This is a genomic window from Akkermansia sp. RCC_12PD (genome assembly GCF_036417355.1).
GTDB lineage: Bacteria > Verrucomicrobiota > Verrucomicrobiia > Verrucomicrobiales > Akkermansiaceae > Akkermansia.
On sequence record NZ_CP143889.1, the window covers coordinates 2,161,053 to 2,178,663 of the forward strand.

14 protein-coding genes and 1 CRISPR repeat array are annotated in these 17,611 nt (G+C 58.8%); of the genes, 7 read left to right on the top strand and 7 right to left on the bottom strand.

Going from position 1 to position 17,611, the window contains the following annotated elements; translation table 11 throughout:
- Positions 1-20: 20 nt before the first annotated feature.
- The 7 genes from V3C20_RS09135 to V3C20_RS09165 form a co-directional block, all read right to left on the bottom strand.
- Positions 21-383 (bottom strand): hypothetical protein, encoded by a 363-nt coding sequence (locus V3C20_RS09135; RefSeq protein ID WP_067573774.1) that lies wholly within the window; start codon positions 381-383, stop codon positions 21-23.
- Complete coding sequence (locus V3C20_RS09140; protein WP_130084576.1) at positions 383-829, bottom strand: phage holin family protein; 447 nt, start codon at positions 827-829, stop codon at positions 383-385. The genes V3C20_RS09135 and V3C20_RS09140 overlap by 1 nt, the downstream gene beginning before the upstream one ends.
- 59 nt (positions 830-888) lie before the next feature.
- Positions 889-1,215 carry a DUF883 family protein gene (locus tag V3C20_RS09145; RefSeq protein ID WP_067573770.1) on the bottom strand — a complete coding sequence of 109 codons (327 nt, stop codon included), beginning with the start codon at positions 1,213-1,215 and terminating at the stop codon, positions 889-891.
- Between the two features lie 142 nt (positions 1,216-1,357).
- The gene (locus V3C20_RS09150) at positions 1,358-2,362 is read right to left on the bottom strand and encodes an MlaD family protein (RefSeq protein ID WP_130084575.1); all 1,005 of its coding nucleotides are present in this window, start codon (positions 2,360-2,362) and stop codon (positions 1,358-1,360) included.
- Positions 2,363-2,380: 18 nt separating this feature from the next.
- Positions 2,381-3,199, bottom strand: coding sequence for an ATP-binding cassette domain-containing protein (locus V3C20_RS09155; RefSeq protein ID WP_130084574.1), 819 nt, complete (start codon positions 3,197-3,199; stop codon positions 2,381-2,383).
- A gap of 16 nt (positions 3,200-3,215) precedes the next feature.
- Positions 3,216-4,016 (bottom strand): ABC transporter permease, encoded by an 801-nt coding sequence (locus V3C20_RS09160; RefSeq protein ID WP_130084573.1) that lies wholly within the window; start codon positions 4,014-4,016, stop codon positions 3,216-3,218.
- 77 nt (positions 4,017-4,093) lie between these two features.
- Complete coding sequence (locus V3C20_RS09165; protein ID WP_130084572.1) at positions 4,094-5,506, bottom strand: hypothetical protein; 1,413 nt, start codon at positions 5,504-5,506, stop codon at positions 4,094-4,096.
- A gap of 178 nt (positions 5,507-5,684) precedes the next feature.
- On the opposite strand from V3C20_RS09165, the gene V3C20_RS09170 reads away from it, so the two are divergent.
- The 7 genes from V3C20_RS09170 to V3C20_RS09200 all read left to right on the top strand — a co-directional run bounded on the left by V3C20_RS09170 (position 5,685) and on the right by V3C20_RS09200 (position 16,201).
- Positions 5,685-7,535 carry an ABC transporter ATP-binding protein gene (locus tag V3C20_RS09170; protein ID WP_130084571.1) on the top strand — a complete coding sequence of 617 codons (1,851 nt, stop codon included), beginning with the start codon at positions 5,685-5,687 and terminating at the stop codon, positions 7,533-7,535.
- On the top strand, positions 7,529-9,313 hold the full coding sequence (locus V3C20_RS09175) for an ABC transporter ATP-binding protein (protein ID WP_130084570.1): 1,785 nt from the start codon (positions 7,529-7,531) through the stop codon (positions 9,311-9,313). Before V3C20_RS09170 ends, V3C20_RS09175 begins: the two co-directional genes overlap by 7 nt.
- A 150-nt stretch (positions 9,314-9,463) precedes the next feature.
- Positions 9,464-11,404, top strand: coding sequence for a phospho-sugar mutase (locus V3C20_RS09180; protein ID WP_130084569.1), 1,941 nt, complete (start codon positions 9,464-9,466; stop codon positions 11,402-11,404).
- Positions 11,405-11,501: 97 nt separating this feature from the next.
- On the top strand, positions 11,502-12,047 hold the full coding sequence (locus tag V3C20_RS09185) for a peptidoglycan endopeptidase (RefSeq protein ID WP_130084568.1): 546 nt from the start codon (positions 11,502-11,504) through the stop codon (positions 12,045-12,047).
- 114 nt (positions 12,048-12,161) lie between these two features.
- The gene (gene ftsA / locus V3C20_RS09190) at positions 12,162-13,373 is read left to right on the top strand and encodes a cell division protein FtsA (RefSeq protein ID WP_130084567.1); all 1,212 of its coding nucleotides are present in this window, start codon (positions 12,162-12,164) and stop codon (positions 13,371-13,373) included.
- Between the two features lie 21 nt (positions 13,374-13,394).
- A complete protein-coding gene (locus tag V3C20_RS09195; RefSeq protein WP_130084566.1) occupies positions 13,395-14,834 on the top strand; it encodes a hypothetical protein in 1,440 nt (479 codons plus the stop codon).
- Positions 14,834-16,201 carry a DUF6056 family protein gene (locus tag V3C20_RS09200; protein WP_130084565.1) on the top strand — a complete coding sequence of 456 codons (1,368 nt, stop codon included), beginning with the start codon at positions 14,834-14,836 and terminating at the stop codon, positions 16,199-16,201. The genes V3C20_RS09195 and V3C20_RS09200 overlap by 1 nt, the downstream gene beginning before the upstream one ends.
- Before the next feature lie 487 nt (positions 16,202-16,688).
- Positions 16,689-17,459: a CRISPR direct-repeat array (repeat unit 33 nt; unit sequence GTTTCAATCCACGCACCTCGTGTGAGGTGCGAC).
- Positions 17,460-17,611 lie beyond the last annotated feature (152 nt).

Sequence of the window (17,611 nt, forward strand, 5' to 3'; positions counted from 1 at the left end):
CTTTGCCGGGCTGGGAGCCGTCAATGGCTCCGGAATTTGAACAGGCTGAGGATTTTTTTGTTGGCCAAGTCAAATCCCAGCTTTTTCAGGGAGGGGAAGGCCAGGGTAATCAGGATTTCAATAATGAACCTGAACATGGAGGAATTGACCAGTCCTCCGGGCAGGCCGGACAGGCGCGGACGCGCCGGGGCCGGATGGCTCTTTTTTCCCGTGAGCATTTTGATGAGTAGAATGCCTCCCACTGTGCCGACGATGGAGCCGATCACAGGAATGGACATGGCTCTTTTTTTCAGCTGCCGGAGATGGTCCGCCTGATGCTGCACCTTCTGGGTGAAAGCGTCGGTCTCATTGACGATGTCCAGCCGGGAAGTGGCTACCTGCATCAGGAGTTCGAGCTTTTTTTGAGAGCCATTTGCAGACATGATAAATCCGTTTTAAGTTCTTCCGCCGTAGCGGGGGCGATGGGAGTGACGCGAATGCGGCTGAACATGGCCAGAGCAATGGCGGCAACCAGAATGTGGAACCCGGCTGTCACGGCAAGCCCTGCGATGATGTTCCAATAATAGGCCATGATCATGGTCAGCAGGCACCATACGAAGAGGTAGCCGAAGAGGGCCATGAAGGCGGCCAGCAGGAGCAGGGCCATTTTTTGGCCCAGCCGTTTGGACGCTTCTTCCAGCTCCAGCTTGAGCAGGCCGTACAAGGCTTCCAAATGGGAGAGTGCGGCCGCACCGGCTTCCCGGAGAGAACGCGCCATAGCCATCCCTTCCTCTTTTTCCTCCATGACCGGGGTGACGAAGGTGCGTTTCAATTTGTCGATCAGACCCATGGCACGAATTGGACGGAAGGGGAAGCGCCATGCGCGCGGGACGCATGGCGCGGGACAGATTAACGGCGGCGGATGAGGAGTCCGATCAGGAGACCCACGCCCATGGCGATGAGCATGGACTGGGTGGGCTTTTCCTTCACGTATTCTTCACTGGCTTCATGAAGATGCTTGGCCTTGTCGCGGATGACCACTCCCTTTTCCTGGGCGTAATCGCGGATGGTGCCCGCCTGTTCCGTGGCTGCCTTGCGTATTTGGTTTACTTTGGCCGCAGCGAAAGCCCGGGCCTGGTGAAATCTGGTAACGGCCATGTCGCGGGCGGAGGGGCAGGAGCAGCTGGCATCCGTTGCTGTTACGGTCGGTTCAAGTTCGGTTTGATTGTCTTGCATGATTGATTAGAGTGTTAAGGTTGAATTCCTGTTGAAAACATGTCGGCTTACATGTGTTCGCCTCTCACATTAGGGATTTTTAGCATTCTTCCCACTAATGGCAAGTGTGTAAAATGGCTTCATGCGGAATTGTGGGCCGCCGTCAGCGTCGGCTGCCGGAAAAACCGCCGCGCGGGTCGGGCTTGATCTGGGGCTCGTTCGGGTTCCGGTAGCGGAGAATGCCGTAATCCCTCAGGTTGCGGATGAATTCCTGGGCGTTGGCGCGGAAGCGGGCGTCATAAAGCAGCAGGCCCAGGAAGCCCTGGTTCTTGCGTGCATCCGCCGTAACGGAGGCAATGTGGTCGGAAGCCTTGCGCAAGGCGGTGAGCGTGGAGGGAATTTCCTTGATGGCCGGATCCAGTCTCTCCAGCTTGTCTTCCACTCCGTCAATGATCTTGCGGGCATCCCGGATGGTTTCCTTCATGGAGACTATGGACGTTCTGGTTTCTTCCATCAGGCCGGGGAGTTCTTTCCCCGTCTTGTCCATGTTCATCAGTACGCCCTTGACGTATTGGAGGTTCTCCTGGTCCAAAAGGTTTTCATTGATGATCTTGGTGGTCTGCGACAGGCCCTTGGCCGCCTCGCTGATGTTGAGAAGGGCTTCGTCAATATTGCCGGAATTCTTTTCTATCCGTTTCAGGATGGCCAGGATTTCCTCGCTGGCCACCACGGCATTGTTCTTGAGCTTGCTGATGTCGCTCTCCGCCTGTCCCATGATGGTTTCATGAGGCTGGATGTATTGGTCCGTGGGTGGGGAAGGGGGAACGATTTCAATATACTTGTCTCCCAGAATATTCTGCATGTCTATGCGGAAGACGGAACCCACCTGGATTTTTACGCCGCGCTGGATGCTGGCTTCCAGCATCACTTCATTGCCGGAAGGCAGAAGTTCCGGGGCCTTGGTGACTTTTCCCACGGAAACGCCGCCCAGCCGTATCTGGGAGTCTTTGATGAGGCCCGCCGAATCCTTGAAAATGATGTTGATGGGGTAAGTTTGTTCCTTGGTGGTTTTCAACCCTCCAAAGCCCAGAATGACCCCCAGGATCATGAGTATTCCGGCAATCAGGAAAATGCCTACCCATGTTTCCGGTTTAAGTTTTTGCTTCATGTTGTGATGGCGGTTTTTCTATTGGTTTCTTTCCCGTTCCGCACGTTCCAGCAGAACCCGTTGAAAATTTTCATGCATTCCCGCCAGGGAGGCCCAGTCTTCCCCGGAATCCCCGTACAGGAACTTTTTCAGGACCGGATCTTCGGAATGCAGCAGTTCCTCCGGCGTGCCGGTCCAGTAAACCGTTCCCTCCCGGAGATAGACGATTTTGTCCGCAATGCGGATCACGCTGGGCATGTCATGGGAGACGATGACGGTGGTAATGCCCTTGTCCTTGCAGATCTGGCGGATCAGGAAGCTGATGCTGTCCGTGACGATGGGGTCCAGGCCAGCCGTAGGTTCGTCGTACAGGAGGCATTCCGGCGTCATGACGATGGCCCTGGCTACGGCCACGCGCTTGATCATGCCTCCGGAAAGGTTCGCGGGCATTTTTTCTTCCTGTCCTGAGAGTCCGACGGATTCAAGCGCCGCAGAAATCCGGGAATCCAGCTCTTCTTCATTTTTCAGCCCTGCTTCCTGCAGGGGAAAAGCTACGTTTTCCCCCACGCTGAGGGAGTCGAACAGGGCCCCCTGCTGAAACATGAATCCAATCTTGCTCCGGATTTCCCTTTTTATTTTTTCCGGAACATTGCTGATGCGCCTTCCGTCTATGTCCACATAGCCGTCCAGAGGGTTCATCAGGCCGTCCAAATGCTTTAAAATGACGCTTTTCCCGGCGCCGGAACCGCCGATCAGCGCCAGAAGCTCCCCCTTGTCCACATCAAAGCTCACGCCTTTCAGCACCTCCTGGGCGCCGAAGCTTTGTTTGAGCTGGCTTACGCGGATGAACGGCTGCATGGCTTTGGAATAAAGGTTACCTCATGAATCCCATGGGGAAGATGGAGTTGAGAATCATGGTCAGGATGAAGTTGGCAATGAGGAGCGCCACGGAGGCATACACCATGGCCTGCATGGTGGACTTGCCCACTCCCACGGCCCCGTTTCTGGTATTCAGGCCCTCCCGGCAGGAAATGAGGGAAATGATGAGTCCGAAGACCAGCGCCTTGACCAGCGCCACGATGATGTCCCCCATGGCTACGAATTTGCTCATGAAGTGCATCCAGTACGCCTGGTCCACGTTGAAAGCCGTAATGCTGACGATGAAGGCGGAGACGATGCCCACCAGCACGGCTTCCATCATCAGGATGGGCATGGAAATGAGCATGGCCTGGATGCGGGGCTTCACCAGGTAATCCACGGGGTCCACGTTCATGGACTTAAGGGCATCCACCTGTTCCGTTACTTTCATGGTACCAATTTCCGCGGCCATGGCCGATCCCACGCGTCCCGCAAGCATCAGCCCGGTGATGACGGGCCCCAGCTCCCGGAACATGCCCACCGCGACGACGGCTCCCCCCATGGTTTCCATCCTCACCGTCTGAAGCTGGAACAGGGTCTGCGCCTCCAGCACGGCACCCGTGAAGGCTCCGGTAATGATAACGACGGGCTGGGACTGCACGCCTATTTTTGCAATTTGTTCCACAAGGACGCGCATCCGGAACTTTCCGGTCCACATGCAGGCGCACACTTGGTACAGCAGCAGTCCGATTGATCCCAGACGATCAATCAGGCCAATGGCGGTGCGGCCAATCATGGTGGCTACATAGAACTGCATGGATCCTACTAATCACTTATTCCGTGCGAAGAGCAAGCGCAATGTACGCCACAAGGTTAAAAGGGAATAGGCGTGTCCTAGTCCGCCATCTGATGGATTGCAGGTACTTCCGGAGTGCCGGGAATGGAGCGCAGGAAGAGCCCGGGCGGCAGTTTTCTCCGGTCCCATTCCGTAGTACGGGCCAGCCTCTGCAACCTGCGTATTTCCAGTTCCCGGTCCAGCATGAGAGCCGCCAGGTGCGTGGCGGACACATGCTCCCTGTGCAGGCGCATGAGCAGGCCGTCGCGGAGGACCGCCTCCGGTGATGCGATGGCGAATTCAGGGAACAGGGCAGCCAGTTCGGATTCATACAGGTCTTTCAGCGGCATGAAATCCGCCGTGCAGGCCGCCCGGATGGCGCGGAGGTCCGTCGTGATGTCCGTTCCGTTCAGGGATGAGAGCAGAAGCGCCCCCTCTTCATCCGCCAATGCGCGCATGCGGCATGCGGAAAGACAGCCTTCTTCTGCGGAACCGGGCTGCACTTCACTCATGGGCGGCAGGCTGATGGTACGGATTCCCAGTCCGGCGGCCAGATGTTCCGCACGGGCAATGTCCTTTTCCGGCGTGCCGGACAAACGGGGAATGAATCCCGTGACAGGGAGATCGGGGAGTGATTTTTTCAACACATGGACCAGCAGGCTTGAAGAAGCGTTCTCCAGCAGGTTCAGGCATGCGGAGCCGCAGCCGGCCTTCAGGATGAAATCCGCTATCCCCTTGCGGAGCGCATGCCGGGTTTGCCGGTCCGGGGCAGGGAGTGGGGCGGTTCTGTCCGCTGGCGTTTCTGCCGGGATAACTGCCGCGTCCCGTTCAAAGAGCTGCAGCCTGGCGGCCAGCTCCCCCGTGCCGGACCACAGGGAGGAAGCTCCGGGTAGCATAAACGGACCTTCCCCTCCCGCCAGGCGGACGGTTGCTACCGGGAGGGCTGTTTCCAGCGCCAGACGGCGGCTTTCCTCTTCGTCCTGTTCCAGTTGTCCCTCATGCCAGGGAGCCGCAGGCATGCGCAGAAGCAGGCACGGCTTGAAAGATGGGCGTTCATTCTGTTCCCCCACGGGACGGACAGTAAATTCCCCGGATTCCTTTCCCCGGAACAGGCCTGCGGCCGGAGCTGAGTTTTTCTCCTGGCGTTCACCCGGGATGACGGCTTTCTGGGGAAGGAGACGGCCTGAGCGGAGCAGATAAAGGCGGATTCCTCCGGCATCCGGAGCGCCAAGCAGAAGGGGAACTTCCGCTATTTCACGGGCCAGATATTCAAAGGCGGCCTGGTGTTGCGCCCGAAAGCCGCTGCGCAGGGCCAGTTCCCCCGTGTTCATGCCCCCCAGGGCCAGAGGCGGGCAAATGACGATTTCCGCTCCCCGGTCCAGGCAGGTCCGGTACAGTTCCACGATGGCCCGGAGATTTCTGGGAAATTGGCCGGGAATGGTTTCCGGCTGGATCAGTCCTGTTCGCAACATGGTCCGGCAGGCTAGCCCATTCCGCGGTTCCGGACAAGCCGGGATACCGTGAATTCCCCATAAAGGGAATATTCCTGTGGAGTTTTTACAGCAAGGAGCTTGTCATGTCCGCGCTTCATGGTATGATCCGTCCCGATTGCCTGCCGTCCGTTGGCGGGGGCATCAGTCGCAACTATTTATGAGGGAACAGTCAACACAGGGGCAGGAACCCGCTGCGCAGAACATCGTGCATTTATGGCGCGAATACCTTCGCCCTTACAAGTTAACCCTGGCGGGAGCTGTGCTCGGGGGCGTTATCGCCGCCCTTTCCAGCGGCTTCGGCATTCCGGCGATCCTGCAGTCGGTATTCTCCGTGATCTTTGACGGAGAACCGCTCCCCGTCTATGCGGAACGCCTCATGCTGCTGTTCGTGCGGCCTGAGGAACTGCCCTGGCTGACCGTCTGGGCGGCGGCGGCCCTGCTGCCCCTTGTCGTGGTGGTCCGCGGCCTGTCTTCTTTCGTCAATGTCTATTTGCTGTCCAAAATAGGGCTGGGCGTGCTGGAAACCATCCGGCTCAAGGTGTACAGGAAATTTCAGGACCTTTCCCTTTCCTTCCACGACCGCTGCCAGCGGGGGGACCTGCTGAGCCGTCTGATGCAGGATACCCAGTTTCTCCAGGGCGCCCTGGTTCAGATTGCCAATGATCTGATCATCCAGCCCCTCACCCTGTTGGGTGCTCTGGGATTTCTGGTTTACAAGGCGTCCGTCAGCCAGCAGTTCCTGATTCTGCTGGCCAACATGCTCCTGGTGGGGGCCTGTGTGATCCCCATCCGCTATATCGGCAAAAAGATGCTTGTCCGCGCACGCACGGTGCAGGCCAGTCAGGGGGATCTTTCCTCCACGCTCCAGGAAAATTTTTCTTCCCAGCGGGACATCCGCGCCTTTGAACTGGAGCAGCAGCAGACCAACCTCTTTAAAAACAGGATACGCCGTTACATCCAGGCTTCCATCAGCGTGGTCCGATGGCAGAGCCTGCTGACGCCCCTGATTGAATTCGTCAGCGCCGTTGCCATGGCCGCCACCCTCTTTGTCGCCAACATGAACGGGATGAGCATGGGGGACTTCGCCTCCCTGGCTACGGCCATGTACCTTTGCTATGAGCCGGTCAAAAGGCTGGGAGCGGTCCACAACAAGGCGGAGACCCTCAAAGCCGGGCTGGAGCGCATTAATGAAGTGCTGCATGCCGCGGACGACGTTCCCGAACCGAAAACCCCGAAAAGTCCGGAAGAATGGAAGGGGGAAGTCGAATTCAACAATGTCTGTTTCAGTTATCAGGAAGATGCCCCTGTCATGCGGAATATTGACGTCCGCATTCCGGCGGGGCAGGTGGTTGCCCTTGTCGGTCCCAGCGGGGCGGGAAAAACGACTTTCATCAACTTGCTGTGCCGTTTTTACGACGTGCTCTCCGGTAGCGTGAAGGTGGACGGAGTGGACGTGCGGGAAATGAGCAAAAGGGACTTGCTGTCCCACATTGCGCTGGTGTCCCAGTATCCCGTCCTGTTCCGCGGGTCCGTGGCGGACAACATCCGCATAGGCCGCCCGGAGGCTTCGGACAAAGAAGTGGAACAGGCAGGGAGGATGTCCGCCGTGGACAGTTTTGTGAATGAGACTGGGGAAGGCTACGGCCGCCTGATCGGCGAGATGGGGGAAGGGCTCTCCGGCGGCCAGCGTCAGCGCGTGTCCCTGGCCAGGGCATTTCTGAAAGACGCTCCCATTCTGGTGCTGGATGAAGCCACGGCATCCCTGGACATGAAGAGCGAGGAACTGATCCAGAAGGAAATCGAGAAGCTGGCTTCAGGAAGGACCACCTTCATCATTGCTCACCGATTCAGCACCATCCGCATGGCGGACCGCATTCTGGTTCTGGAAGGGGGGCGCATTGCCGCGGACGGCACGCATGAGGAACTCATGGAAAAATCCCCCCTGTACCGGGATCTTTACACCAAGCAGCAAATGATTGCGGAAGAGGAAGGAGGCTCGTCATGTTAAGGCAGTTTTTCGAGTACGCGCGGTATTTGAAGCCGGTGGTGAAGCTGTTCATCGCCGCACTGGCCGCCGGAGCCCTTGCCGCCGCCGCCAGCGGCTTCGGCTTCCCCGTGATGATTGCCAAGGTATTCCCCGTGGTATTCGACAATACGCAAATTCCGCCGGAAATACATGACATCATTGCCCGGACGGTAGCTCCGGAACACATGCACGTCGCCGTGCTTGTCGCGGTGTGTTCCCTGCTTCCGCTGATATTTGCCATCAGGGGAATAGGCACCTTTTTCAACGTGTACTGGATCAGCATCGTCAGCATGAAGGTGCTGGAGGAAATCCGGCTGGACGCCTTTTCCAGGCTGCAAACCCTTCCCCTGTCGTTCATCGACCGCCAGAAGCGCGGAGACCTTATCAGCCGCCTGCTGAATGACGCCGCCGGCGTGCAGAGCGGCCTGGTTGTGGCGGCCAATGACATCATCAAGCAGCCCCTTACGCTGCTGGCCGCGCTGGGATTTCTCGTTTACCAGGTCTTCGTCAATCCGCATACGGCCATCGTGCTGCTGAATCTCGGGCTGATTGCCCTGGCGGTGTGGCCCATCCGCTTTTTCGGCCGCCGCATCATGAAGAAAGCCAAGCTGGCGCAGGAGGAACTGGGGAACATCACCGCCGCCGCGCAGGAAAACCTGGCGGCGCAGCGTGAAATCCGCTCCTACGGCATGCAGGAACAGCAGGTGGGATTATTCCTGGGGCTGATCCAGCGGTTCTTTCAAATTAACCTCAGGACGGTAAAATACAGGCATTTCCTGGTGCCGGTCCTGGAAATCGTAACGGCTCTGGGCCTGGGCATCCTGCTGGTGAAGGGAAATGAAATGGGCATGACCAAAGCCGAATTTACGGCCCTGGCCGCGGCTCTGTTCATGTGCTATGACCCGCTCAAGCGCCTGGGCGTCACCCTCACCAACCTGAAAAGCGCGTATGCCTCCCTGGAGCGCATCAACTACATTCTGAAAGAGCCCGACACCATGCCGGAGCCGTCCGACCCCGTTCCGCTGGGGCGTGCGGCGGGCAGGCTGGACTACGATCATGTTTCCTTCTCCTACGACGGAGCCCGCCATGTGCTGAACGGCATTGATATCCACATCCGCCCCGGTGAGGTGGTGGGGCTCGTGGGGCCCAGCGGAGCGGGGAAAACCACCTTCGCCAGCCTTCTGCCCAGGTTTTACGACGTCAGTTCCGGCGCCGTGCTTGTGGACGGCGTGGACGTGAGGGCCGCAACCCTGCACGACGTGCGCAAAAACATCGCCTTCGTCTCCCAGCATCCCGTGCTGTTCCACGGCACCATCATGGAGAATATCCGGCTGGGGCGCCAGGACGCCACGGATGAGGAAGTCATCGCCGCCGCCCGTTCCGCTTCCGCGGACGAGTTCATCATGGGCATGCCGGAGGGCTACCAGACCGTGCTTGGCGACGGCGGAAGCGGCCTGTCCGGAGGCCAGCGCCAGCGCGTGGCGATTGCCCGCGCGTTTTTGAAAGACGCCCCGATCCTGATTCTTGACGAAGCCACCGCCTCCCTTGACGCGGAAAGCGAGGCCCAGATCCAGCATGAACTGGACCGGCTGGTGGAAGGCAGAACGGCGCTGATCGTAGCCCACCGCTTCAGCTCCATCCGGGTGGCGACGCGCATTCTGGTGTTTGAGGATGGCCGCATCGTCGGGGACGGCACCCATGAGCAATTATATGCCTCCTGCCCCCTGTACCGGGAACTGTACGACCGCCAGTCCCTGTAAAGGGACTGCGGCGGAAGGGCCGGTTTTGCGGGAAGAAAGGGCCGGGCTTCCCTCCCGGCGGCTGGCCGGAGGAAATATGGCTGTTTTTTCTCAAGGCATGGAGGAAAGAGCTATTGTCAAACAGGATGCATGATGTAGTATTCCGCCAGCATGAATACATTGGACGAATCTCTGACGAACGCCGTGAAAGAGGGTAGGCTTTTGGAATCTTCCCTGACCAACATCCGCCTTCTTCTGGCGGGAACGAGGTCTCCCGTGGCGCGCCAGGCCGTGGAGGAGTTGGCCGCCGCCGGACAATGGCAGGAACTGAATGACCGTTTTTACAAAACCCTGGCTTTCGGCACGGGGGGGCTCCGCGGCCGCACCATCGGTAATGTGGTCACGACTGCGGAAGAGGGGAAGGGCGGCGTGAACGGCCGTCCGGAATATCCCTGTGTGGGAACGGCCTGCATGAACTACTTCAACGTGGGGCGTGCGATGCGCGGCCTGATCATCTATGTGAAAAAACACGTGGAGGCTACGGAGCCGGGAAGAAAGCCCCGGCTGGTCATCGGGCACGATACGCGCCATTTCTCCCGTGACTTTGCCGAATTCTGCGCCGGAATCGGCACGGACCTGGGCTGTGACGTTTATCTGTTCGACAGCCCCCGCGCCACGCCGGAAATCTCCTTTGCCATCCGTGAACTGAATGCGGACTCCGGCGTCGTGCTGACCGCCAGTCACAACCCCTCCCACGACAACGGCTTCAAGGCCTATTTCAGCGACGGCGCCCAGCTTGTCCCCCCGCATGACAAGGCGGTGATTACGGAAGTGAACGCCCTGACCTCGGAAGAATACGAACCCCTGCCGGAAAACCGGAGGGGAGAACTCCACGTGCTGGACTCCTCCTTTGACCGCATTTACATGGACAGGCTGAAATCCGTGCTTCTGCGCCCGGAACTCTTCGCCAAAGGAGGCGCCAAAATCGTTTACTCCAACCTGCACGGCACGGGCGGCCACATCATCGTTCCGCTGCTGAAGGAATTGGGCTGCAATGTGCAGACCGTGGCGGCGCAGGACGTACAGGACGGACGTTTCCCGACCGTGGCTTCCCCGAACCCGGAAAATCCGCCGGCACTGGCCATGGCCATTGAACAGGCGGACGCTTCCGGAGCGGACATCGTCATCGCTACGGACCCGGATGCGGACCGCATGGGCGTGGCCGTGCGTGGGGAAGACGGAAAAATGCACCTTCTGACGGGCAACCAGATCGGCTCCCTGCTGGCGTGGTACCGCTGCATGAGCATGTCGGAACTCGGCATCATCAATGACTCCAATCGTTCCCGCGCCGTCATGGTGAAAACATTCGTCACCACCGGGCTGCAGGACGCCATCGGCCACCACTTCGGGTATGAAGTGGTCAACGTACTCACGGGGTTCAAATACATTGCCCAGAAGCTTGGGAAATACGAGGAAGCCATCCCGGCGGAAAAACGCAGGGACTACCGCAGGATGAGCGAGGAGCAGACGCGGGCCCTGCGTCTGCAATACAGCCGCTACTTCGTTTTCGGCGGGGAGGAAAGCTACGGTTACCTGGCCCAGGACTTTGTGCGCGACAAGGATGCCAACTCCGCCGCCATCATCTTTGCGGAACTGGCCGCTTATGCGGAAAGCGCCGGAAAGAGCCTGCTGGAACTCCTGCATGAGCTCTTTGAAAAATTCGGCGTCTATCTGGAAATGGGCAAATCCCTGGTCATGGAAGGTGCGGACGGTGCCGCCAAAATTGCGGCCCTCTCCGCATCCTACTCCGCCAATCCTCCCGCGGAACTGGACGGCGTTGCCGTCAGCGGCATCCGTGACTTTTCCAAGGGGGACATGGTGGACGTGGAAGGCGATCCCATCCCTGCGGAAAAGATGATCTTTGTGGACCTGGCGGACGGCCGCAGCTTTGCGGTACGCCCTTCCGGCACGGAACCCAAGATCAAATACTACCTCTTCGGCCACGGGAAGCCGGGTGAGCCCGTGAAGGAGGCGCTGCCCAAGGTCCAGGCCTCTCTGGACTCCCTGTGGGCGGCCGTGGAAAAGGATGCCCGCACCCGTTCCGACAGCTAAATATTGTTAACAAATTCGCCCCGGCTACTACGCAATGTGGACGGGGCGAATTTATTTTCTTGCCAAAGGAGGCGGATTTGAGCAGTTTATAGTCCTTATGACATTTGCGGTTCAAAAACCCCTCTGCCTGGTTTCCGCTCTGTTTGCCGGGCTTATACTCTCCTCCTGCTCCTCTTCCCAACAACAAGTTGAAGCTCCTGCGCGCCTTCCCGCCTACAGCTTCGTTCCCGGGAAGACGGCCGTTCTCCACAACGGAAAAGCTATTCCCCCCAGGAATGCCCCCGTCCAGGTGAAACGGGCCATCGCAGCAGCCAACTCTCTAGTCAATAAACCCTACCGGATGGGGGGCGGCCACAGGAAGCACTATGATACTCATTACGACTGTTCCGGCAGCACCTCTTTTGTCTTGAAAGAAGCCGGCCTCCTGACTTCCACCCGCCATTCCAAGCTGTTCCTTAATTACGGGCAGAAAGGGTCCGGGGACTGGATCTCCGTTTATGCCAAGAACGGGCACGTTTTTCTGGTCATCTGCGGCCTCCGGTTTGACACTTCCGGCAGCGGCAGGCGCGGCGAAGGCCCGCGCTGGAGGGTGGACGGCCGGAACACCAGGAACTTCCTGGTGCGCCATCCTACGGGACTTTAACCCGTCCTCTGCGGTTTCAGGCCGTGTTTTTTGTGTATGTTCGCACGGGCTTTCTTGATCAATGAAGCCTGATGTGCTATCAGGTGTGAGGACGTTGATAGTTCCTTGACTTTCATGGCTAAGACAAAAATTCACGTAGGGCTTGAAATAGGTACGAGCAAAACCTGCATGGTCGTGGGCGAAGTGAAGCCGGACGCGACCGTGACGATCATCGGCGTGGGTGAAGTTCCTAGCGAGGGGGTGGTGCGCGGAGAAATAGAAGACACCTCCAAGGTCATCCAGTGCGTTTACGACGCCTGGAACATGGCCCAGGACCATGCGGATGTGGACATCATGACCGTTTACCTCTCCGTGACGGGGGCCCACATCGTGGGACAGAACAACCGCGGCACCTTCCGCCTGCCTCCGGATGAAAGCATCATTTCCCAGGAGCACATGGACGAGGTGACGGAAATCGCCCGCGACGTAGCCCTGGGACCGGAACAATTCGTCCTGCACCGCGTGCCGGGCCTCTTCTCCGTGGACGGGCAGGAAAACCTGACCAATCCCGCCGGACTGACCGGCAGGACGCTGGACATTGACTGCCACATCATTCACGGCATCAAATCCCGCATCACCAACTCCTTCCGCTGCGTCAGAGAAGTGCCTCTGGACATTGCGGACGTGGTCTTTGCGCCCATCGCTACGGCCCAGTTCGTGCTCAACAGGCAGGTGAAGCAGGCGGGTGCGCTCCTGATAGACATGGGGGCGGGCACCACGGACTATGTGCTGTATCTGGACGGCCAGCTCGTGGCCTCCGGCTGCGTGCCGCTGGGCGGGGACCATATCTCCAACGACATCACCCTGATGACCGGCATTCCCCTTCCGCAGGCGGAACTGCTGAAAAAGACGGAGGGTGACGCCAACAGCTTCTCCGGAAAAACCAATGAAATGGTGCGCGTGCGCGGGGAAGGCGGCATGAAGGACGCCGCGGTTGAACGCAACGTGCTCAATGAAATCATACGTTCCCGCCTGCTGGAAATCTTCAATCTGGTCAAATCCTCCCTGCCCAAGGACACCTTCAAGGGCAACCGCTGCCACGGAGTCTATCTGTGCGGAGGCGCCAGCCTGATGCGCGGCGTGGGCGAACTCGCCTCCCACGTATTCGGCGTGGCGATCAGCCGCCCAACGCTGTCCAAAAACGGAGCCCCCTCCTACCTGGACGACCCGCGGTATTGCACGGCCATCGGCCTGATCCGCTACGCCCAGATTCTGGACGCGGAGCTGCCGCCGCAGCGGAGCTGGCTGGGCCGCCTCTTCGGCCTCTTCTCCAAGGAACGCTCCTGACACCCCCACATCCCTATCACCATGCTGGACTTTTCTACACGGGAACCGGCCGCGCGGTCCGGAAAAACCTGCCTCTTCGGTGCAGGTTCCGCAGGCACCAAGGTCATGGAGGAAGTGCTGGCCCTGGCGCCGCAGACCTCCTCCGTATGCGCCATGAATCTGGACGCACGCCTGCTGAACGCCTCCTCCGTCCCCTGCAAGATTCATCTGGGCGCCAGAATCACCCGGGGGCTGGGATCGGGCGGGGACGCCTCCGTGGGCGCCCAGGCGGCGCGGGAAAGTGAATCCGCCATCCTGCGGGCCCTGGAAGGCTGCGACCTGGCCGTCATCGCCGCCGGGCTTGGCGGCGGTACGGGGTCCGGCGTGGCTCCGGAAGTCGCACGGCTTGCCAAGGAACAGGGCGCCTATGTCGTCAGCGTCGTTATCCGTCCTTTCGGTTTTGAGGGGGAACGCCGTTCCTCCCTTGCGGATGAAGCGCTGGCCCGGCTGGCCCTGTACTCGGACATGGTGCTGCGCTTTGACAACGACGCCATGGAAAGCCTGATTGATTCCGACAAGGGAGTGCTGGAAGCCTTCTCCGTCGTCAACGCCCTCATGGCGCGCGCCGTGCTGATCGTACCCTCCCTTCTCGACTCCTCCGGGAGCCTGCTCCAGGTTGGTCTGGACGACCTGCTGTGCGTGGCCGGAGCGGGGAAAGGCATCTGTTCCTTCGGCGTGGCGGAATCTTCCGTGAACGCCCCTGTGGAGGAAATACTGGCGCAGGTGAAAAATTCCCCCCTCTTTCTGGAAAAGCGCCTGAGTGCGGTGGACGATGTTCTGGTGCTGGTCCGCGGCGGAGCTTCCCTGACCCTCCAGCGTCTGGAAATGCTGGTGAACGGCATGGCGGAAATGCTGGGCGGTTCCGTGCGCCTCCATATCGGCGCGAGCGTGGCGGACGGCATGGATGACCGTCTGGCATTGACCGTACTGGGTGTCGTGCCGGCGGAAAAAACGGCGTCCCGCCCCGTTCCGCCCCTGAAGCCGGAAACGGCGGCACCTGTGGAACCGGAATTGGTGCCGGAGGAAAGTCTTTTTGCGGGGGCCGGGAAAACCATTCAGCCTTCTTTCCCCGCGGCGATGCCGGAACCCGAACCGGAGCGGCCCGTTCCCTCCGTCAAGAGCAATGAGCACGAACTGGAAGAGGAACTGGTGCCGGTAAGGTCGGTCCTCCCGGCGCCGGGTGCCGTCCCGCCGCCGGAAAGCCCCCTGGTGGAGGAAAAAGGCGGGACGGATGAAAAACCGGAGGAAGAACCGGAACCCGCTCCCGACATCAAGGGGCTGGAGGAAGGCGCTTCCCCCGCGGAGGGCGAGGAAGAACGCGCCGGGCACGGCTTGTTCGCCCGCGTGCGCCCCCTCATTCTGGACGGGGAAGACCTGGACCTTCCCCCGGCGCTGAGAAAAAGGAAACCGGACCAGAACTGATGCCTTCTCCCCGCGCGTCCAGGTTGTGGTTTTGGGCGATAATTCTCGCCTCCCTCCTGTATGTGGCTCTGCTCAGTTGGTGGAGTCCGTTCACGTCCGATACGTACCACCATGCCCTCACGGGCATGGAACACCGTTTTTCCTTCACTCTGGTCTGGGAACGCTGTGTGGATTCCTACATGACCTGGAATCCCAGGATAGGGGAATATCTGGCATTTGCGGTGGCGACGGCCGGCAAATGGCTCTTTATCCTGCTCAATCCCCTGGTGCAGGTCGGTCTGGCGCTGATGATGTTCTACCTGGCTGCCGGGCGGAGGGTGAACCCCCGCTCCTGGCCGGGCGTGCGGCTGTTCGGACTGGGCCTGCTCCTGCTGTTCACCTGTACGGCCCGTCCCGGCGTCACCATTTACTGGCTCTCCGGGGCAACCAACTATTCCTGGGCCGCCGCCCTGTGGCTGGGATTCCTGTGCCTGTACCGCGGTCTGGCGGAAACGGAAAACCAAGCGCCGTCCGGCTGGCGCAGGTGGGCGGCCGTGCTGGTTCTGGGATTCCTGGCGGGCATGACTAATGAAAACAACATCCCCGGGACGTGGCTCCTGCTGGGAATCTTGTTCCTCTTCGTCCGCGTGGTCCGGAGGAAAAAACTGCCGCTGTGGTTTTATGGAGGCCTTGCGGCGCACGTGGCGGGTTCGTGCTGCATGCTGTTCGCCCCCGGAGTCTCGGCCCGGATGAACTCCGCCGCGCCCGGCTGCGCCGTGCCTCTCTCCGGCATTCCGGACAGGCTGGAATCCGTTCCCGTCCTGCTTGCCAGAATGCATGAATACCTGGCGCTTCCCCTCTTGCTGGGCCTGGCTGCGGCCTGGATACTGTGGAAACATTCCGGCAGGGACCGGAAGGCGTTTCTTCCGTGGAGAACGGAAATGGGAACGGCAGCGGCCTGTATAGTGACGGCATATGCCATGGCGCTCTCCTTCTGTGCCGCCGTGATTCCGGCGGACCATGCCATGTTCTCTGCAACCGTGTTGTTCGGTACGGGCGTCATGGCACTGATCCATGTCTGGTACGGCCTTCCCGGCGCTGTTCCCCGTCCGCGGATATTCATTGTCTTCTTTCTGGTCTTCTCCAGCGCATGCGTTGCCTCCACGCTGTACGACCACCTGCTGATGTACCGCCAGCACCGGGAACGCGTCAACATGATTCTGAAACAAAAAAAAGCCGGAATCCGGGACCTTTCCGTTCCGCCTTTCTCCCGTCCGTCGCCCTGGTGTTCCTTCATCTTCTGGGTGGATTTGTCCGAATCGCCGGAGGACTATGTTAACCGTGGCGCGGCCTCCTACTATGGAATCCGGAGTATCAGGACAAAATAAAAGGGGAATAACTTCCTGCCTGTCTTCCTTTCTTCCGGTTGTTTTTTCCCTGCGACAAGGTACGGGTTGTGGAGCGTGGAAATGTGCGGGCCGCCCGGATGGAAACGGCCTGAAACTGGGAGGAAAAGAAAAAATGAAATACGGAAGCTGAATGGAAAATATCCCGTTGGGGGAAGCGCGGATGCGGAAAAAGTCAAATTGAGAGGCTGGTGGAGAGGCAAGGAAAAGCGGATTTACATCCGGCAGGAAAAAAGACTTTATGGAAACGGTGATTGCTTTTTGGCGGGAAACAGGTAGGCCGTGGAAGAACAAAACCTTCAGCCGGAATTCGGCCATGAGGAAACAAACGGTTGAATGGACTGGATAGCAAGGCGGAATACTTGGACGGAATCTTTGTGCAGAAATCATCGCGAACATAATCACGTCAGGGAAATGCGGTTTTCTTCTTTCTGCTGTCCGCTCTGATGGATATTCCAACGCTTGCCCAAACGGTTTAGTCGCACCTCATGTGAGGTGCGACAAAAGCCTTGTTGCTCCGGTCATGCGTCAGCCCGGTTTCAATCCACGCACCTCGTGTGAGGTGCGACAGTCATGGGACATCAAGATTTTTGATTACTGGTGGTTTCAATCCACGCACCTCGTGTGAGGTGCGACTAGTGGACGTGGTCGAAAATCTGGTCGCATTGGACGTTTCAATCCACGCACCTCGTGTGAGGTGCGACCCGACAGCCAAAAATGGATCATCGACCCCAGCACAGTTTCAATCCACGCACCTCGTGTGAGGTGCGACTGTCCATGATGCCGGGATACCGGTACAATATCAAGTTTCAATCCACGCACCTCGTGTGAGGTGCGACTCGCCTACCAAAGATGGATTGGCCGTACCATCAGGTTTCAATCCACGCACCTCGTGTGAGGTGCGACACATGTATTCGCCATTAAGCTGGTTGTAGTAGGCGTTTCAATCCACGCACCTCGTGTGAGGTGCGACCGCCTATCTCTCCGAGATTCTTAAACTTCTCTGGTTTCAATCCACGCACCTCGTGTGAGGTGCGACCTTGTGTCATACTTGCTATTGAGTGAGTTATGAAGTTTCAATCCACGCACCTCGTGTGAGGTGCGACGTCAATCTTTCTCCTTGTAATATCCCACAAAAGAGTTTCAATCCACGCACCTCGTGTGAGGTGCGACAAACTTATTTTTAGACTGTTTCAAAAATCGTTTTGTTTCAATCCACGCACCTCGTGTGAGGTGCGACGGCAGGGGAGGTATCCGGCTGATGTTCAGGTGGGCAGAGGATGTTTTGCGCCAACCTGTTTATCAGAGGGATATTTCCAACCCGCCGTTTATTGTTTCCATGATGTCAATATGCAGTCCTCAATAACTTGTAGCAATCGCCGGTGTCCCGGG